We start from the raw sequence: 18754 nt of genomic DNA, 5'->3' as shown, positions 1-18754 counted from the left end.
CACGGCCTCCTTAGGCGCTGGCCGGGGTGTGGTCCGGCGTTTTGCGGCCACGGCGGCGACGCTGCATCAGCACCACCAGGGCGAACACGCCAAGCGCCGGTAGCCACATCCACTCCTTGGTCCAGCGGTCCACCGGGGCGAGCACTTCGATGATCTCCTGATCGAAATCGAGCCCCAGGTCCGCCGCGGGGCTACCGAACTCGACGAAATCGACCAGGGTCTGGTCGCCGTCGGTGTAAAGCTCTAACCCCAGGTTCTCCAGGCGCTCCTCGCCGGTGTTACCCGCGGGTACCGGAATGAGCATATAGGTCGACATCGGCGCGCCGTAGTCGTCTTCACCGGCAATCTGGATGCGCAGGTTGCTGCCTTCATCGACCTGGCCCAGCGCGTCGGCGAACTGCGCCGGTGGCACGGAGTTGTACGGGTCGTGGATGCGATCCATGAAAAAGCCCGGACGGAACAGCGTAAAGGCGACCAACAGCAGCAGAATCGACTCGTACCAGCGGTTACGGGTGATGAAGTAGCCCTGGGTGCCGGCGGCGAAGATCAGCATGGCGATGGTGGCTACGATGAACACCACGATCCCCTGGGTCACCGTCACATCGATCAAGAGCAAGTCGGTATTGAAGATGAACAGAAACGGCAATGCCGCGGTGCGCAGGCTGTAGTAGAACGCCTGGAAACCGGTACGCAGCGGGTCCCCGCCGGAGACCGCCGCCGCCGCGAAGGAGGCCAGGCCCACCGGTGGCGTCACGTCCGCCATGATGCCGAAGTAGAACACGAACAGGTGCACCGCAATCAGCGGTACGATCAGCCCGTTTTGCTGGCCAAGCAGCACGATCACCGGCGCCATCAACGCCGACACCACGATATAGTTGGCGGTAGTGGGCAGGCCCATGCCCAGAATCAAGCTCAATACGGCGGTGAGCAGCAAAATCACCATCAGGTTGCCGCCGGAAAGAAGCTCGACCACGTCCGCCAGCACCAGGCCCACGCCGGTTTGCGAGACCGCCCCCACCACGATACCCGCGGTGGCGGTGGCGATACCGATGCCGATCATGTTGCGCGCGCCGGTCACCAGGCCATCCCACAGATCGAAAAGGCCTTCCTTGATATCCGCCGCCAGCTGGCTACGCCCCCGGAACAGCGCGATGATCGGGCGCTGGGTGAGCATGATGAAGATCATGAACATGGTGGCCCAAAACGCCGAAAGCCCAGGGGACAGACGCTCGACCATCAAACACCATACCAGCACGACCACCGGCAGAATGTAGTGAAGCCCGACCATGACCGTCGGCCGGGTTTGCGGCAGCGTCAAGACCGCCGAGTTGGGGTCGTCGATTTCGAGCTCCGGGTAGCGGGCGCCGATTTTCAAAAGCCCGACATAGACGACGGCGAGGCCCACCGACACGACCCAGGGCGTTGCATCGCCCAGCACCGGCTTCAGCCAGCCAAGGCCGTAGTAGACACCGACCGAAAGCCCCATCAGCAGTAAAAGCCCGGTCAAAAAGCCGATGACCTTGTTCAAGAGCGGGCGCGCCGGGTTGCTCGAGGGCAGCCCTTTCATGTCCGCCTTGAGGGCTTCCAGGTGAACGATATAGATCAGCGCGATATAGGAGATCAGGGCGGGCAAAAAGGCGTGCTTGATGACCTCGACGTAGGAGATCCCCACGTACTCGACCATCAAAAACGCCGCCGCGCCCATGACCGGCGGCATGATCTGGCCGTTCACCGAGGAAGACACCTCGACGGCACCGGCTTTTTCCGCGCTAAAGCCCACGCGTTTCATCATGGGAATGGTGAAGGTACCGGTAGTCACGGTATTGGCGATCGAGGAGCCGGAGATCAGCCCGGTCATGCCCGAGGCGACGACCGCCGCCTTGGCCGGGCCCCCTTTGAAGTGGCCCAGCATCGAAAAAGCCACTTTGATGAAATAGTTACCCGCGCCGGCTTTATCGAGCAGCGCACCGAACAACACGAACAAAAACACGAAGCTGGTCGACACACCCAGCGCAATGCCGAACACCCCTTGGGTACCCAGCCATTGGTGGTTGATCAACCCGCCCAGGCTTACACCGCGGTGGGCGAGAATACCGGGCATGTAAGGCCCGAACAGCGAATAGGCGATAAAGATCGCGGCCACGGCCATCAAGGGCGGCCCGAGCGCGCGCCGGGTCGCCTCCAACAGCATGACGATACCGATCACGCCGATCACGATATCCTGGGTGATCGGCCGCCCGGCCCGGCTGGCCAGGTCATCGTAGAAAACGAACAGATAGGCGCCGCAAAACGCCGCCACGGCGGCAAACGCCCAGTCCTGGAGCGGCACCCGGTCCCGCGGCGAGCGCTTGAGCGCCGGGTAGGCCATAAAGGCTAAAAAGAGCGCAAAGGCCAGGTGGATCGAGCGCGCCTCGGTCGCGCTGAAGACGCCCACCCGCAACATGTAGGGCAGCGGTGAGGCGATCCAAAGCTGAAACAGCGACCAGGCAGCGGCAATTCCCACCAGTAATTTGCCGGGAGCCCCGAGGGGTTTTCGCGCGCCGGTGTCGCTGGAGGCGACCATATCCTCCAGGTCGTGGTGCGCGTCCGCCGAGGATTTCTTTTCATCTTGCATACGCTTGCCCTTTGAAGTCCACGCCGATCATGAGCATTTATCATCAGCGCATTCAACAAAAGCGCGGACACCCAGGGTGCCCGCGCTTTGCGTTTTACTCAACGGCGCTACCGGTACTCACCGTTTAGCGCCGGGTACGACTTACTCGATCCAGCCACGCTCACGGTAGTAGCGCTCGGCGCCGGCGTGCAGCGGTGCGGTCAAGCCGTCAGAGATCATCTCTTCTTCGTCCAGGTTTTCGAACGCCGGATGCAGGCGCTTGAAGCGGTCGAAGTTTTCGAACACGGCTTTAACGGTTTCGTAGATCACTTCTTCGTCGACATTGGTCGAGGAAACGAAGGTTGCCGCCACGCCGAAGGTTTCGACGTCTTCGTCGTTACCCCGGTACAAGCCGCCCGGAATCACGGAACGGGTGTAGTACGGGTACTCTTCGATCAGGCCGTCGATCTCGTCGCCGGTCACCGAAACCAGCTTGGCGTCGATGGTGGTGGTCGCTTCCTGGATCGAACCGTTGGGGTGACCGACCACGTAGACCATGGCGTCGATGTTGTTATCGGAAAGCGCGGCGGCCTGTTCGGCGGCGTCGAGCTGCGAGGCCAAAGCGAAGGTGTCTTCATCCCAACCGAAGGCGTCCATCACCACGTCCATGGTGTTGCGCTGACCCGAACCGGGGTTGCCGATGTTGACACGTTTGCCGGGGAAGTCGCTGATGTTGTCGATACCGGCATCGGCGCGGGCGACCACGGTCAGCGGCTCGCCGTGCATGGTGAACACGGAGCGCATCTCTTCCCAGGGGCCGTCGCCTTCGAAGTTGGCTTCACCGTTGTAGGCGCGGTATTGAACGTCGGACTGCACCACGCCCATATCCAGGTCGCCGTTTTTCATGCCGTTGACGTTGGCAACGGAGCCGCCGGTCGAGGGCGCGTTACAGCGGATGCTGTGGTCTTCGCTACCGCGGTTGACCATGCGGCAAACCGACTGGCCGACCACGTAGTAAACGCCGGTTTGGCCGCCGGTACCGATGGTGATGTAGCTTTCCTGTGCAACGGCCGGGCTTGCAAAACTGGCCGCGGCAATCAGCGCGCCTGAAAAGGCGGCGGTTGAAAATACATGGCGCTTCATGGACACACCTCTTTATCTTTTATGAGCATTATTCGCTTTGAACACCCGTTACCGATCCCCTGGGCTATTTCGTCCAAAACGTTTGTAATACAGACTGTTAACCCTGCCAATGGCGGCAGAGCACTGGTCACTTTAGCGAAAAAACCGCCGCTTGGCGAAACCGCCGTGGGCGCGAACGCCGTAATCCTTGCACCCTACTCGCTTTCATCCGCGATTAATACGGCTTAACTCGCCATGGCGCTTTAGGCTTATAGCGCTTCTTGTGCGCCCCTGTCCAACCTTTTTAAGGAGTATAAAAAATCGCTGGCTAAACATGCGTTTAGCGATTCGTCTTTTTTAAACGCTAGCACGGATGCCCTCACACGTTATAGCCCAGCACCCCGGGCAGCCACAGGGCAATAGCCGGAAAAATCGCCACGACCGCCATGGCACAGGCCATCGCGGCCACGAACAAAAGTGCCCAGCCGAGGGTTTGCTCGAGGCGAATCTTCGCAACCTCAGTGGTGACCATCAGATTCACCGCCACCGGGGGCGTAAATTGGCCAATCGCGATATTCATGGCCAGCAAAATGCCGAACCAGACCGGGTTCCACTCGAAGTGCTGCATCACCGGGATCAAAATGGGCATCAGGATGAGATAGATCGAGATCGCATCGAGCAGCATCCCGGCGAGCAGTACCGCCAGCATGACCAGCACCAACAGCAGTGTGCCGTTATCGGTAAGGCTGATCATCCACTCGGCCAGGTGGCGGAAGGTCCCCAGCATGGTCCCCGCCCAGGCAAAGATCCCCGCCAGCGCGATGATCAGCATCACGACCCCGGAGATGATCGACGCCTCGCCCAGCAGCGCCCACAGGTCGCGCAGTGAAAGCTCCCGGGTGAAGAAAAGCCCCACCAAAGTGCCGTAGGCAACCGCAACGACCGCGGCTTCGGTTGGCGTGAAAAGCCCGGAGCGCAGTCCGCCCAGAATGAGCACGGGCGCAAACAGCGCCGGCAAGGCCTGCTTGAAGGCCTCGCCCACGCTCAGCCGCTCGGCCTCGCTTTCCGGTGTGGGGCCTTCCCAGCCGTAACGTTTGGCCAGCAGCATGGCCGGTACCAGCAGCGATAGCCCGGCCAGAATCCCCGGAAACAGCCCGGCGGCGAACAGCGCGCGAAGGTCCACCCCGGGCACCACGATGGAGTAGAGAATCAACGCAACCGACGGCGGAATCAAAATCGCCGTCGAGGCCGAGGCGGCGATCAAGGTCGCCGAAAACGGCTTGGGGTAGCCCGCTTTGGTCATGCTGGGCAGCATCACCATGGCCACCGCCGCGGCGTCAGCCGGGCCCGAGCCGCTCATGCCGCCCATGATCATGCAAACGAGCACCGCCACCAGCGCCAAACCACCGTGGCGTGGGCCAATCAGGGCCTGGGCGAAGCGCACCAAGCGCAGCGCCACGCCGGAGCGCTCGAAGATCAGCCCGGTCAGGATAAACAGCGGAATCGCGATCAGCGGATATTTGGCGATGCTGTTGTAGGTATTGGTGCCCAGGGTCGCCAGCATATCCGGCGAAAGCCCGGTCACGATGCCGACCGACCCCGCCAGGGCCAGCGAAAACGCCACCGGCACGCCGGCGATCAAGAACCCGGCGAAGGCGAGAATCATCCAGGTATCAGGGGTCATGGCGCAGCCCTCCGCTTAGCCGCTCGCGGGTTTGCTGAAGCAAACGCCAGACCATGGCCGCCGAGAGCACCGGCAGCCAAACCAGATACCACCACTGGGGCAGACCAAGGCCCGGCGACAGCGACTCCCACTGGTACTCCTGCCAGGCAAGCTGACCGCCGTACCAGGTGATCAAGCCAAGCACCACAAGGCCGCAAAGCCCCTGAAAGACGATCAACGCCTTGCGCCAGCGCTCGGGCAACAAACGCTCCACCAGGCCAATGCGGATATGGCGGTTGCGGCGCAGCGCAACGCTTGCCCCGGCAAAGGTCAAAACGACCAGCAGGAACACCGAGAACTCTTCGGTAAACGAAAACGAGCCGCCGGTCAGGTACCGGGTCACGACGTTTCCAAGACTAATAAGGGAGATCACGATCAGCGATAGCGCACCCAGCCATCGCTCGAAACGTGCATCGGAAAACGCTTGCATGAGAGCCTCTACAAGAAAACGACCGGCCCAAAGCCGGTCGGGGAAGGAGTATCAAGGGCGTTCAGCGCTCGTCCATCGACGACCTGGCGGCCTCGAGCAGTTCTTCGCCGATTCGCGGCGCCCATTTGTCATAAACGGCCTGGGTCGCGTCGGCGAACGCCTGGTACTCGGCCTCGCTTAGCTCGGTGACGGTGACGCCGCGCTCCTCGATCGCTGCCAACCGCTCACTTTGCTGCTCGCGGGTCATGTCGATTTCCCAGGCGCCGGCTTCTTCGGCGGTTTCGCGCAGCATGGTTTGCTCCTCCGCGTCCAGCGAGTTCCAAACCGGTTGGCTCACGGCGAAGATCAGCGGATCGTTCATGTAGTTCCAAAGCGTCAGGTATGCCTGGCCGGCCTGGTCGATGCGCGCCACGTCGAACACCGACATCGGGTTCTCCTGGCCATCCACCGCGCCGGTGGTGAGCGCGGGCTGGGCATCGGTCCAGCTCATCTGGGTCGGGTCGGCGCCCAGGGCTTTAAAGGTATCCTGGAAAAGCGGCGAGCCCACCACGCGAATTTTCAGCCCCTCCAGATCCTGGGGTGTGCTGATCGGGCCGCTCGAGTTGGAAATCTGGCGAAACCCGTTTTCGGCCCAAGCCAGCGGCACCACGCCGCGGGATTCGATCGCCTCGAAGACCATCTCGCCCGCCGCGCCCTGGGTGACGGCGTCCACGGCCTCGGTATCCGGGATGAAAAACGGCAGCGAGAACATATTGAGTGCCGGCACCTGGGGGGACCAGTTGATGGTCGACCCCACCGCGGCGTCGATCAGCCCCGAGCGCATGGCGGAAAATTCGCGGGTTTGATCTCCCGACACCAGTTGCGAATTGGGGTAAACGCGCAGTGTGAGCTCCCCGTCGCTGCGCTCTTCCAGAAGTTCGGCCCACTTTTCGGCGGCCTGGCCCCAGGGGAAGGCGTCGGACAGCACGGTAGACACCGAGAGTTCCCGGGCTTGGGCGCTGAAAGCAGTGCTTAATAGCGCCGCCCCCATCAAACCGGCGGCCAGCGGGGCGATCGAGCGAGTCAGCGTCATAGGGGTCATCCTTATTATAAATTTATGGCAGTACGATAGAAACGCAGGCGGCCGCTCGAGCGGCCGCCTGCTTCTATTTTATGGGTTTGAAAATCGAAAGATAGGTGGCCGGCCCGCTTTACAGGCTCGACTTTCGGCGTAGGCCGGGTGGGGAATTACTCGGGCCGGCAAAACCCGGCCAGCGCCGGCACGGAGACGCAGTCGCCCACCTGGACCCCGCGCTCTTTGAAATAACCGGCGTTCACCTCGAGGGCGGAGTAGTACGCCGCGCCCGCCGGGTAGGTGGGGCATTCCTGGGCGCTGTCTGCCTCGCAGGGGGGCATGGTCGTGATCGCAACGATTCGGCCTTCGTCGTCGATGAAGGCGATATCCAGCGCGATCAAGGTGTTATACATCCAAAAAGCGTTATTGGCGGGCTGTTCGTTTTCAAAGCGGAACAGCATCCCGCGCTCTTCGGCCAGGTGCTCGCGGCCCATCAAACCCTGCTGGCGCTGGGAAAGCGTTTCGGCTACCTCCACGTCGAGGCGGTGCGGGCCCTGCTCGGTGTGAAGGGTCAGCGGCAGCGTGGACGCGGTGGTGTCCCCGGCTTTTGGTTCGGCGAAGGCGTTTAAAAGCGGTGACGCGACGCTTGCCAGCAGCGAAGCGGCAACCGCGGTCTTGATGAGTTGGCGACGCGATACGTTCATGGCGGTTTCCTCGGTCAGGCGCTGGCGTGCTCGTCGGTAATCGACACTACTTTCATGGTGTTGGTACCGCCGTGGGCATTCATGTGATCGCCCCGGGTCAGAATCACGTGATCTCCCGGCTTGGCCACGCCCTGCTTGACCAATACATCCATCGCCCGGTCATTGAGCTCGGTGGGGCTCATCTCGCTGGTATCGAAGGGCAGCGAGACCACGCCCCGGTAAAGCGCCATGCGCCGCTGGGCGATGGGCGTGTGGGCAAGACCGACGATGGGCAGGCCCGAGCTTATGCGCGAGGCGATCAAGGGCGTATAACCCGACGAGGTCATACAGGCAATCGCGGCCACGCCTTCCATGTGGTTAGCGGCGTACATTGCCGAGAGCGCAATGGTTTCGTCCGGGCGGGCAAAGCCTTCGTGAATGCGGTGGCCGGACTCCTGAATCAGCCGCTCGCGCTCGGCCCCCAGGCACACCCGGTTCATCGCCTCGACGGTTTCGACCGGGTAGACGCCGGCGGCGGTCTCGGCGGAAAGCATCACCGCGTCGCTGCCGTCGAGCACTGCGTTGGCCACGTCGAACACCTCGGCGCGGGTGGGTAGCGGCGCCGAAATCATGCTCTCCATCATTTGGGTGGCGGTAATCACCGCGCGGTTGAGCGTACGGGCGCGCTTGATCATGCGCTTTTGCACCCCGACGAGCTTGGCGTCGCCGATCTCCACGCCGAGATCACCGCGTGCCACCATTACCGCTTGTGAGGCTTCGATGATGCCGTCGAGGGTGGCCTCATCGGCCACCGCTTCGGCGCGTTCGACCTTGGCGACCAGGCCGATCTCGGCGCCCTCTTCACCCAATAAGCGCCGGGCTTCCTGCATGTCCGCCGCCGAGCGAGGAAACGAGATCGCCAGGTAGTCCACGCCGATCTCGACGGCGGTCTTGAGATCTTCCTTGTCCTTGTCGGTCAGCGCCGGGGCCGAAAGCCCGCCGCCCTGCTTGTTGATGCCCTTGTGATTGGAGAGCTTGCCGCCGACCACCACCTGGGTGTGAACCTGCTGGCCTTCGACACGGGTGACATCGAGCACGACCCGGCCGTCGTCGAGCAGCAGCCGGTCGCCGGCCACCACGTCTTGAGCAAGCGTTTTGTATTCGCAGCCGACCTTGTCGATGTCACCGGCGTCGCTGTCCAGCGCCATATCGAGCACGAAGGGCTTGCCTTCCTGGAGCACCACCGCGCCCTCTTTAAAGCGCGCAACGCGAATCTTGGGCCCCTGCAGGTCGCCCAAGGCGGCCACGCTGCGCCCGAGCTTGTCGGCGATTTCGCGCACCCGCGCCAGGCGCTGGCGGTGATCGTCCGCGGTGCCGTGGGAGAAGTTGAGGCGCACCACATCCACCCCCGCCTTCAACATGGCTTCCAGTACGCCCTCCCGGTCACTGGCGGGACCTAGCGTGGCGACGATTTTGGTACGGCGAATCGGGGTAGCGGTGTACTGGCTCATGGCGTTCTCGATCGGTCGGGAAGTGGGCTATCAGCTTAGCAAAATAATGTGACGAACAAAGGGTTGCGTCGTTAGTCGTCGAGGGTGACCGTGATCGCGAGCGGATATTCGTCGCAGTTATTACCCTCGCCGCCGCGGTCGACCACCAAAAACTCCCCTTCACGCTCCAGGACCGAATTGATCGCATGCCAGGTGCCCGCGGCGTAGTTCACGCCCTGGCGGCCGTCGGTGACGAAGGCGCGCACTGCGCCTTCGTCGATCGTCTCGCCGGCGGGCGCCACCACCACGATAAAGCGCTCACCGTGCAGCGGCATGAAGGCCTGGCTGCCCTGGGGGTGGCGCTCCAAAAAGGTAAGTTCCAGCGGAAGTGCGACCGGCTGGCTGACGAAGATGTTGATCAGCGTATGGGCGCTTTCGCCCAGGGTCTCGACCTTCGCTAGATCGTGGTGGCGCTGGGTGCGCCCGGCGTTGATGGGAAACGATTTTGATGCGCGCGCGTCGATGACCTCCCCAAAGGGGCGAAAAGCCTCGGCGGTGAGGGGCGTCGCGGTCAGGGTTAGCATGGCGGCTCCTTTGTTTTGACCACAAGGTTTTGGCAACAACGTTTTGAAAGCAACGTTCTGGCAGCAAAAAGCCCGTTAGCGGAAAAGCTTGAGCTTCGCGTGGCGGTTGACGTCCTTGTAGAGCAGGTAGCGAAACGGCCCCGGGCCGCCGGCGTAGCAGGCCTGGGGGCAGAAGGCGCGCAGCCACATGAAATCCCCCGCTTCGACCTCCACCCACTGCTGGTTGAGGTGATACACCGCCTTGCCTTCCAGCACGTACAGGCCATGCTCCATGACGTGGGTTTCATCGAAGGGAATGACGCCGCCGGGCTGGAAATTGACGATGGTGACGTGCATGTCGTGGCGCACGTCACCGGGGTCGACGAAGCGCGTGGTCGACCAGCGCCCTTCGGTACCGGGCATCTCAAAGGGCGTAATGGCCTGCTCGTTGGTAACGAAGGCTTCCGGCACCTCGAGCCCTTCGACGAACTCGAAGGCCTTGCGAATCCAGTGAAAGCGCACCGGCTCGCCGCTGTCGTTACCCGCCCGCCATTCACAGCCTGGCGGGATGAACGCATAGCCGCCCGGCGCCAGGGTGTGGCGCACACCGTCGAGGGTCAGCGTCAACTCCCCTTCGACGACGAACAACACGCCTTCGGCATCCGCTTCCGGCTCGGGTTTGTCGCTGCCACCGCCTGGCTGCACTTCCATGATGTACTGGGAAAACGTCTCGGCAAAACCCGACAGCGGCCGCGCCAGCACCCAGGCCCGGGTGCCCTGCCAAAACGGCAGGTTGCTGGTGACGATATCGCGCATCACGCCCTTGGGAATCAGCGCGTAAGCCTCGGTAAACACCGCGCGGTCGGCGGTCAGCTGGGTTTGCGGCGGATGGCCGCCTTTAGGGGCGTAGTAACGGGGTGTCGTCATGGCAGTCACCTTTTAAAGAGTCGGCGCCGGGTGGTGTTCGGCCCAGTGGCGGGCAATATCGGCGCGGCGCGCGACCCATACGCGATCAAAAGTTTCGATGTAATCCAAAAAGCGCTGCAGCGCGCGAAAGCGCCCCGGGCGGCCGAGCAGGCGACAGTGCATGCCGATCGAGAGCATCTTCGGCGCCTCTTCACCTTCGGCGTAGAGTACATCAAAGGCGTCGCGCAGGTAGTTGTAGAAGTGATCCGAGGTGTTGAAGCCTTGTGGCGAGGCGAAGCGCATGTCGTTGGTGTCCAGCGTATAGGGCACGATCAAGTGGTTGTGATCGCGGCCTTTGCTGTCGGTGACGCGGGACCAGAAGGGCAAGTCGTCGCCGTAGTAGTCACTGTCGTACAAAAAGCCGCCTTCGTCAGCAATCAAACGCCGGGTGTTGGGGCTGTCGCGCCCGGTATACCAACCTTCGGGCTTCTCGCCGTAAAGACGCTCGAAGATCGCCACGGCTTTTTGCAGATGGTCACGCTCGATGTGCTCGGGGACTTCCTGGTAGTGAATCCAGCGGTAGCCGTGGCAGGCGATTTCGTGGCCCAGCTCCTTGAACGCCTGGGCGACGTCCGGATTGCGCTCCAGGGCCATGGCCACACCAAATACGGTCAGCGGTAGGCCGCGGCGCTCGAACTCGCGAAGAATCCGCCACACCCCGGTGCGGGAGCCGTACTCGTAGATCGACTCCATGCTCAGATGGCGGTCACTGTAGCTGGCGGCGCCAATGATCTCGGACAGAAACTGCTCCGAGCCGACGTCACCGTGCAGCACGGAGTTCTCCCCGCCCTCTTCGTAATTGAGCACGAACTGAACGGCGATTTTCGCGTTGCCGGGCCAGTTGGCGTGGGGCGGCGTCCGGCCGTAGCCGATCAAATCCCGCGGATAAAAGCTTTCGGTTTGTTCATTGTCAGCCGCCATGGCGTTTCCCCGTCGTTTGTCGATTCATTCTCTTTGTATACAAGGTATACGATTTCAAAGCCGCACCGCAACGCGCGAGACGATAAGCTTCGACGCCGCCGCTGCGCCTTGCCACCTGGTTTTATGTTGCCAGTAAGCGCCGCTCAGCGACGCCTACGTGTTTGGCCAGGGTTCGACGCCAAAGGGGTTGCGCCGGGCTTTAAACCGCCCTATTTTCGTATACAAGACTCCCGTTAACGTTTACCTGCGAGCCGCTCAACGTGCATATACGCATCATCAATCCCAATACTACCGCTTCGATGACCCAAGCGATTCAACGGGCCGCGCAGGCGCTCAAAGGCGCGGACACGACGCTGAGCGCGACGCAGCCCGAGTCCGGCCCGGTCTCGATCGAAAGCCACTTCGACGAAGCCATTAGCGCGGTAGGCGTGGCCGAAGAGGTGCTCAAGGGCGAGCGCGAAGGCGGCATCGACGCCTACATCGTCGCCTGCTTTGGCGACCCGGGGCTTCTGGCCGCCCGGGAGCTGACCGCCAAGCCGGTCATCGGCATTGCCGAAGCCGGTTTTCACCTGGCCACGCTGATCAGCACGCGCTTTTCGATCGTCACCACTCTTGGCCGTACCGGCATCATCGCCGAGCACCTGCTGGAGCAGTACGGCTTTCGCCACCACTGTCGGCGTATTCGCGCGGCGGAAATTCCGGTGCTGGACCTGGAGCACGACCCGGATGCGGCCTTCAAGCGTATTGTCGAAGAGTGCTGCCGGGCCCGGGACGAAGACGGTATCGGCGCGATCGTACTGGGTTGCGGCGGTATGGCGAACCTGACCCAGGCGATTAGCCAGCAAGTGGGCCTGCCGGTGGTCGAAGGCGTCAGTGCCGCCTTGAAACTGGCCGAGTCGCTGGTGAGTTTGAACCTGACGACCAGCAAGCACGGCGACCTGGATTACCCGCGCCCGAAGCCCTTCACCGGGAAATTCGCCGAGTTCTCCGAGCTTCGTTTGCCGCCCAAACCCTAATTTCGCTCGATTTACCCCTTAACGATTACACGCTACACATCAACAATTAAAAACACCGTTAGTACGCCACGCCGCAAGCGTCGCCCGGCCACCGGGCAAAACTATAACGCCGATAAAATCTTGCGAGGACGGTACGATGAGCACGTCTGAACCCAAATCAGGGGCCTCAGGGCCTACGCTCGACCCTGCCCACAAGGCAATGGGCGACGAAAGCCTGGCGCCCCAGCAGACCCGCATCATGGGGCGAGGCTCCTACTTTCTGGCCTGGTTCGGGGGGTGCGTGTCGATCGGCACCTTCGCCATGGGCTCGAGCGTGGTGGGCACCCTCAACCTTTTGCAGGCAACGCTTGCCATCGCCATCGGCTGTTTCGTGATCGGCGTGGCGCTGGCGATCAACGGTGCCGCCGGCTACAAGTACGGCATTCCCTTCATGGTGCAGGCCAGATCCGCCTTCGGCTTTACCGGTACGCGCATTCCGGGGCTCGTGCGCGCGGTGCCTGCCGTGGTGTGGTACGGCTTTCAAAGCTGGATCGGCGCCGGGGCGCTTAACATGGTGTCCGCTACGCTGTTCGGCTTCGACCACCTGGTGTTTTACTTCATCGCATTCCAGCTTCTGCAGATCGCGCTGTCGGTGACCGGGTTTCAGGGTATCAAGTGGCTGGAGAACATCGGCAGCGCCTTCATCCTTTGCTCGCTGACCTACATGTTCTACGCCACCGTGCAGCGCTACGGCGACGAGCTCTCGGCCAGCCTTTTCACCATGGAGGGCTCCTGGGGCATGCCGTTCTGGGGCGCGACCATGCTGTTTTTGGGCATTTATAGCACCATGATGCTCAACGTCAGCGACTACGCGCGCGAGCATAAAAAGGGCACCGGCGGCGGGCTTTTGGCGACCATTTACGCCATGTCGATTCTGCCCTGCACCCTGTTCATGGGCTTGATCGGCTATATGGTCTCGGAAGCCACCGGCACCGCGGACCCCATCCAGGTGTTCGCCAACGCGGTGGACAACACCCCGCTTTTGATGACCACCCTTTTGTTCATCGCCTTCGCTCAGGTGACCACCAACGTGCTCAATAACGTGGTGCCCCCCACCTACGTGCTGATGGACGTATTCAAGATGCGCTTTCCCACGGCGACGATCCTGGTCGGGCTGCTGGCGTTTGCCACCTTCCCCTGGAAACTGGTTCAGCCGGAGTCCGCCGCCGGCCTTCAGCTGTTCGTACAGACCTACTCTGCGTTTCTCGGGCCGATCTTCGCGATCCTGGTGGTGGACTACTACGTGATTCGCCGTCGCACGCTGGATATCGACAAGCTCTACGACCCGCAAGGGCCGTATAAAGGCGTCAACCTCGCGGCGCTGATCGCCATGGCGGTAGGCATCGTCGCCGCGCTTTCTTTCTCGGCGGTCTCCTGGTACGCAAGCCTTATCCCCGCCGGCGTGGTTTATTACCTGTTGATGGCGTACTGGCCGGTGTGCCAGCGGTTCAACCAGTAAGCACGTGTTCCCCTGCCGCCCGCCAGGGCGGCAGCTTCTCGACCCAAGGACCATACAATGAATGAGAAGCCGCTCTCCCCCGAGCTCAATATCAAGCAGATCGACCCCAGCCTTTACAACGAAGACCTGGCGCCGCTCAAACCCGAGGCGCGCAGTTGGGGGGCGTTCGAGATCTTCAACGTCTGGTCCAACGATATTCAGAGCCTGTTTGGCTACACCTTGGCCGCCTCGCTTTTTTTAACCTACGGCCTGAACGGCTGGGCGGTGATGGCGGCCATCATTCTGGCCGGTGTGGTCGTCATGTTTCTGGTCAACCTGACCGGCAAGCCCAGCGTGAAGTACGGCATTCCCTTTCCGGTGATGGTGCGGGCAAGCCTTGGCGTGCGCGGCGCCAACCTGCCCGCGATGCTGCGCGCCATCGTGGGGATATTCTGGTACGGCGTGCAGACCTACTTCGCCTCGACGGCGGTGGCGCTTTTGATTACCGCGTTCGTGGGTGAAGGCAGCGGTGAGTTTCTGGGGCTCTCGCCGGTGGCCTGGGTGTCGTTCGTGATCGTCTGGGTCTTTCAGATCGCGATCTTCTGGCAGGGCATCGAGCGCATCAAACACTTCTTGAACTGGGCGGGGCCGCTGGTCTACGTGGTCATGCTGGTGCTGATGGGCGTGGTCTGGTACCAGGCCGGTGACGAGTTGCTGCCCGCTATCGGATCGATTTTTAGCGGCAATGAGAGCCCCGGGGGAAGCGCGGTGGCGGCGTTTTTCGCCATCGTAGGCACCATGATCGCCTACTTTGCGGCGGTGGTGATCAACTTCGGCGACTTCACTCGCTTTGTGAAAACCGAGCGTCAGATGAAGCTGGGTAATTTGCTGGGCCTGCCGCTGAACGTGGCGTTTTTCTCGTTCATCGCGCTGATCATCACCGCCGGTACGCTGGTGCTCTTCGGCGAGGCGCTGACCAACCCGGCGGACATCGTCGAGCGGGTGGACTCACTGCCGCTGACCATCGTCGCCGCGCTGACCTTCTTCGCCGCCACGGTGGGCATCAACCTGGTGGCCAACTTCATTCCCCCGGCTTATGACCTGGCGAACCTGTTCCCCAGCAAGATCAGTTTCAAGACCGGGGGCTTGATCACTGCGATCATCGCGTTTTTTGTTGGCGCGCTGTGGGTGTCGGTGATCAGCGAGATCGGCGTGCCGGGCTTCGTGAATGCCCTCGGCGCCATCGTCGCGCCCTTCTACGGCATCATCGTGGTGGACTACTACCTGATCAAGCGCCAGCACCTGGACATGCAGGAGCTTTTCTCCTCCGCGCCGGGGGGCGCTTACTACTACGTGAAGGGCTGGAACAAGCGCGCCTTGATCGCCTTTGTCGGGGCGGCGGCCTTTTCGCTTTCCACCGTGCTGGTGCCTGCGCTTTCCGGGCTCGATGGCTACGGCTGGCTAATCGGCGCCGGTTTGGGCGGGCTGATTTACTTCTTCTTGATGCGCAACTTCAAGGCGGCGCCCCAACTCGGTACCCGTTAGCAAACCCGAGGCGTTTCATTCCTCCCCCGGGGCAATCCACTAAAACGCCACTGGCCTGGCCAGTGGCGTTTTTGAGTAAGCGATGCGCGGTGATAACCGCCTCGCCGGCTTAGCGGCCAAAAATCCGGTGTAAATCCGGCGTGCTTTCCTGCTCTTCCACCATCGAAAGCGACGCTTCGATCGCTTTCAGGTGGCGGCTCATGAAGGCCTGGGCGCGGGCGGCGTTGCCGGCTTCGAGATAGGTGATCAGGTCGTCGTGGTCGTGGGATTCACAGCCCAGGTGGCCGCGGTGGCCGTAGACCGCGAGAATCAGCGAGGAGCGCGAGCAGAGCCGCTCGACGAACTCGGCCAAAGTGGCGTTGCCGGAAAGCCTTGCCAGGTGCACGTGAAAATCCGCCGAGAGGCGAATCGCTACGCTCTGCTGGCCGCTTCGCAGGGCCTGGCGCTCTTGATGGGCCAGGCTGCGCAGCTCGTCCGCCTCCTTCGCTCCCATGCGCCGGGTGATGTCCGCCATCAGCCCGCACTCCACGAGTTGGCGGGCGTCGAATACATCCTTGGCCTCGTCCGCGGTCGGCCGGGTGACGCTGGCGCCGCGCCTTGGGGTGAGCGTGACCAACTGCTCGAGCGCCAAACGCTGTAGAATCTTGCGAATACCGGTGCGGCTAATGCCGAATACGTCTGATAGCGCGTCTTCGCGCAGACGCGCGCCGGGAGGTAGCCGCTGCTCGACGATGGCGTCGCTCACCGCGCGATAGATCGCTTCATGGCGCGCCTCGCCCTCTTTCTCGAAGGTGCGGCGTTTCGTTGTTGCCTCGTCGCTCATGCCCTCTCCTTGCAATGGTTGAACGTCCTGCGCTAGCCACGCTTTAGGGGTTAGCTGCCGCGATACGTCGAATAACCATAGGGGGAGAGCAAAAGCGGTACGTGGTAGTGCTGGCTGGCGTCGGCCACGCCAAAACGCAGCGGGATCACGTCCAAAAAGCGCGGCTCGACGGCCTCGACGCCGCGGGTGCGCAGGTAGTCGCCGGCGTGAAAGACCAGCTCGTACTCGCCGGCACTAAACGTGTCGCCTTCCAAAACCGGGCCGTCGCAGCGCCCGTCGGCGTTGGTCACTACGCTTCCCAAATGCTCGCGCGAGCCAGCGGAAAGCCGAAAAACCTCGATGGTAATGCCTTCGCCGGGCTGGCCTTTCGCCGTATCCAGCACGTGGGTGGTAAGCCGTCCCATAGCGTCTCCTTGTTGGGGTTGTGTTTGACCTATTGGTCAAAGATTACGGGTGATACTATCGATTGTATACGCTAACGCCCTCGACGTACGCCCAGGAGAAGACGCCGTGCCCCATGCTAACCGCGATGCTTACCGCCCTCTTACGCCAGCACCCAGCCAGTGCGGGCGGGATGATTTTGTAGCGCACTATGGCGACATCTTCGAGCACTCCCCCTGGATTGCCGAGCGCGCCTGGCAGCAAGGGCTGAACGCCACCCACGACGCGCCGGCGGCGCTGGCCGACACGATGGGCAGGGTGCTGCTGGCGGCTAGCCCGGAGCGCCAGATCGAGGTGATTCGCGCCCACCCGGATTTAGCGGGCAAGGCGGCGCTGGCCGGGGAGCTTACCTCATCGTCGACAAGCGAGCAGGCCGGCGCCGGACTCGATCAGTGCTCACCGGAGGAGCTTGCCCGTTTTGAGTCGCTCAATAGCGCCTATAAAGAGAAGTTCGGCTTTCCCTTCGTGGCCGCGGTGAAGGGCCTCGATCGCTACGCGATTCTCGAGGCGTTCGAAACGCGCCTGGAGAACGCCCCCGCCGCCGAGCGGCAAACCGCCGTCGAGCAGATCATTCGCATCGCGCGCTTTCGCCTGGTGGCGCGTAGCGAAGAGGCTTCTTGAGTTTCTTTTACCCACGAAAAAGCCGCGCTAAAAAGCGCGGCTTGAAAAGCGGCTAACGCCTGATTACTTGTTCAGGTTGTCGGCGGCTTTTTGAGTATTCTCTTCGGCCATTTTCTGGCTGTCCTGCATGAAGTCCTGACCGATCGAGGTGACTTTCTCGGAGTCGCCTTTTACGCGCTCCACGAAGTCAGACGCGGTCTTTTGCTGGGTCTGCATCGCACGCTTGAAGCTGTCCGTGTCTTTTACATCAAGCCAGGTACGTGCCTGGGAAATACTCATGTCGGAGTAAGCGCGCGCTGCGTCGATCTGGGCACTTACCAGACGCTCGTAGTAATCAAGCGCCGCCAGCGTGTATGAGCGCATCGGCGATACGAAAGCCGACTCGAACTGCTGCTTGGTATTTTCTGCGGTCCTATCCATCACGTAACCTCCTGCAAGTTAGCGATTCGACACGCATGTAGCCTGGCGGTCGAGAGCAAAGCAATTGCCTTGTTCTGCTAAAGCTAGCAGTGCTTTTTGTGCAGCGCAACATAAAATTTCAAACGCCCCGCTCGTGGGCTTTAAACGTCGCGAACGGTCGGCGCCTTGCCCGCTATACCGTCATGAACACCCAGCATTTTTTCGAACCAGGTGGCGATCGGCGCGTCATTTTCGAACAGTGCCTCCCGGGATACCACGTGGGCCCACATCATGCTGCCAAACAGTAGATAGTCGGCGCCGCCCGGGGCCTGGCCGTCGATGAAAGGGCTCTCCTCGAGCAGCGCATTGACCGGCACCAGCGCTTTTGCAAGCTGCGCGCGTCCCTGTTCGGGGTTGTGCAGCTCTTCGAAACGCATGTTGAAGCTCGCTTCACGCTTTTGACGAAAGTAATCGCGGTCGTCCGGATGGATCGCATCGAGCAGGTCCATCACTACGATACGAAAAAGCGCGGGGGTGACGCTGCGCTCCACGAAAAGCTTGAAAAAGAGCGCGCGCTGGTAGTCCTGCCCTTCCCCCAGAATAGGCGATTCGGGGTAGGTCTTATCCAGATAGCGCATGATATCGAAGCTATCGGTCACCACGGTTTCGCCATCCACCAGCACCGGCACCTTGTCGTGGTTGGCGAAGGCGATTTTCTCTTTTTCCTGAAAGCGCCAGGGTTCGGTGCGATACGCAAGGCCTTTATGGGCCATCGACATGTGCACCCGCCAGCAAAAGGGTGAAAAACGCAGCCGTTCGTCGCGCCCACACAAATCATAAACAATGCGATCCATCGGTATACCTCTCTGAAATAGCCATGTTGACGG

At 61.7% G+C, this 18754-nt stretch carries 18 protein-coding genes; 4 read left to right on the top strand and 14 right to left on the bottom strand.

The features are described 5' to 3' along the window. Positions 1-10: 10 nt before the first annotated feature. The 10 genes from ACWHXT_RS03425 to puuE form a co-directional block, all read right to left on the bottom strand. Positions 11-2614 (bottom strand): TRAP transporter permease, encoded by a 2604-nt coding sequence (locus ACWHXT_RS03425; protein WP_447957238.1) that lies wholly within the window; start codon positions 2612-2614, stop codon positions 11-13. Positions 2615-2755: 141 nt separating this feature from the next. Continuing rightward, a complete protein-coding gene (locus tag ACWHXT_RS03420; protein ID WP_447928082.1) occupies positions 2756-3736 on the bottom strand; it encodes a TAXI family TRAP transporter solute-binding subunit in 981 nt (326 codons plus the stop codon). A gap of 358 nt (positions 3737-4094) precedes the next feature. Further along, the gene (locus ACWHXT_RS03415) at positions 4095-5399 is read right to left on the bottom strand and encodes a TRAP transporter large permease (protein WP_447928081.1); all 1305 of its coding nucleotides are present in this window, start codon (positions 5397-5399) and stop codon (positions 4095-4097) included. Continuing rightward, positions 5389-5868 carry a TRAP transporter small permease gene (locus tag ACWHXT_RS03410; RefSeq protein ID WP_447928080.1) on the bottom strand — a complete coding sequence of 160 codons (480 nt, stop codon included), beginning with the start codon at positions 5866-5868 and terminating at the stop codon, positions 5389-5391. Before ACWHXT_RS03410 ends, ACWHXT_RS03415 begins: the two co-directional genes overlap by 11 nt. Positions 5869-5929: 61 nt before the next feature. Then, the gene (locus ACWHXT_RS03405; protein WP_447957237.1) at positions 5930-6940 is read right to left on the bottom strand and encodes a DctP family TRAP transporter solute-binding subunit; all 1011 of its coding nucleotides are present in this window, start codon (positions 6938-6940) and stop codon (positions 5930-5932) included. 155 nt (positions 6941-7095) lie between these two features. Then, on the bottom strand, positions 7096-7626 hold the full coding sequence (locus ACWHXT_RS03400) for a DUF192 domain-containing protein (RefSeq protein ID WP_447957236.1): 531 nt from the start codon (positions 7624-7626) through the stop codon (positions 7096-7098). 14 nt (positions 7627-7640) lie between these two features. Further along, a complete protein-coding gene (pyk, locus tag ACWHXT_RS03395; RefSeq protein WP_447957235.1) occupies positions 7641-9116 on the bottom strand; it encodes a pyruvate kinase in 1476 nt (491 codons plus the stop codon). A 71-nt stretch (positions 9117-9187) separates the two neighbouring features. Beyond that, entirely contained in the window at positions 9188-9679 is a 492-nt protein-coding gene (locus tag ACWHXT_RS03390; RefSeq protein ID WP_447957234.1) for an ureidoglycolate lyase, read from the bottom strand. A 75-nt stretch (positions 9680-9754) separates the two neighbouring features. Further along, complete coding sequence (locus tag ACWHXT_RS03385; RefSeq protein WP_447957233.1) at positions 9755-10585, bottom strand: bifunctional allantoicase/(S)-ureidoglycine aminohydrolase; 831 nt, start codon at positions 10583-10585, stop codon at positions 9755-9757. A 12-nt stretch (positions 10586-10597) separates the two neighbouring features. Continuing rightward, on the bottom strand, positions 10598-11545 hold the full coding sequence (gene puuE / locus ACWHXT_RS03380) for an allantoinase PuuE (RefSeq protein ID WP_447957232.1): 948 nt from the start codon (positions 11543-11545) through the stop codon (positions 10598-10600). A gap of 260 nt (positions 11546-11805) precedes the next feature. Here puuE and ACWHXT_RS03375 point away from each other — a divergent pair, with 260 nt between their 5' ends. From ACWHXT_RS03375 to ACWHXT_RS03365, 3 genes are all read left to right on the top strand, one after another. After that, entirely contained in the window at positions 11806-12561 is a 756-nt protein-coding gene (locus ACWHXT_RS03375; RefSeq protein ID WP_447928075.1) for an aspartate/glutamate racemase family protein, read from the top strand. 136 nt (positions 12562-12697) lie between these two features. After that, complete coding sequence (locus ACWHXT_RS03370; protein WP_447957231.1) at positions 12698-14059, top strand: NCS1 family transporter; 1362 nt, start codon at positions 12698-12700, stop codon at positions 14057-14059. 57 nt (positions 14060-14116) lie between these two features. Continuing rightward, positions 14117-15583 carry an NCS1 family nucleobase:cation symporter-1 gene (locus ACWHXT_RS03365; protein WP_447957230.1) on the top strand — a complete coding sequence of 489 codons (1467 nt, stop codon included), beginning with the start codon at positions 14117-14119 and terminating at the stop codon, positions 15581-15583. A 109-nt stretch (positions 15584-15692) separates the two neighbouring features. Here ACWHXT_RS03365 and ACWHXT_RS03360 read toward each other — a convergent pair whose 3' ends face one another. Continuing rightward, complete coding sequence (locus ACWHXT_RS03360) at positions 15693-16406, bottom strand: GntR family transcriptional regulator (protein WP_447957229.1); 714 nt, start codon at positions 16404-16406, stop codon at positions 15693-15695. Positions 16407-16456: 50 nt separating this feature from the next. Next, positions 16457-16810: a hydroxyisourate hydrolase gene (uraH, locus tag ACWHXT_RS03355; protein WP_447957228.1), complete on the bottom strand. Its 354-nt coding sequence runs from the start codon at positions 16808-16810 to the stop codon at positions 16457-16459. Positions 16811-16916: 106 nt separating this feature from the next. Here uraH and uraD point away from each other — a divergent pair, with 106 nt between their 5' ends. Continuing rightward, positions 16917-17468: a 2-oxo-4-hydroxy-4-carboxy-5-ureidoimidazoline decarboxylase gene (gene uraD / locus ACWHXT_RS03350; RefSeq protein ID WP_447957227.1), complete on the top strand. Its 552-nt coding sequence runs from the start codon at positions 16917-16919 to the stop codon at positions 17466-17468. A 63-nt stretch (positions 17469-17531) separates the two neighbouring features. Here uraD and ACWHXT_RS03345 read toward each other — a convergent pair whose 3' ends face one another. After that, entirely contained in the window at positions 17532-17888 is a 357-nt protein-coding gene (locus ACWHXT_RS03345; protein WP_447957226.1) for a phasin family protein, read from the bottom strand. 140 nt (positions 17889-18028) lie between these two features. Further along, positions 18029-18721 carry a glutathione S-transferase N-terminal domain-containing protein gene (locus ACWHXT_RS03340; RefSeq protein WP_447928066.1) on the bottom strand — a complete coding sequence of 231 codons (693 nt, stop codon included), beginning with the start codon at positions 18719-18721 and terminating at the stop codon, positions 18029-18031. Positions 18722-18754: the final 33 nt, after the last annotated feature.

The organism is Vreelandella halophytica, from assembly GCF_968193635.1.
Note: the sequence above shows the minus strand (reverse complement) of the source record. Positions and strands in the feature narration are given on the sequence as shown.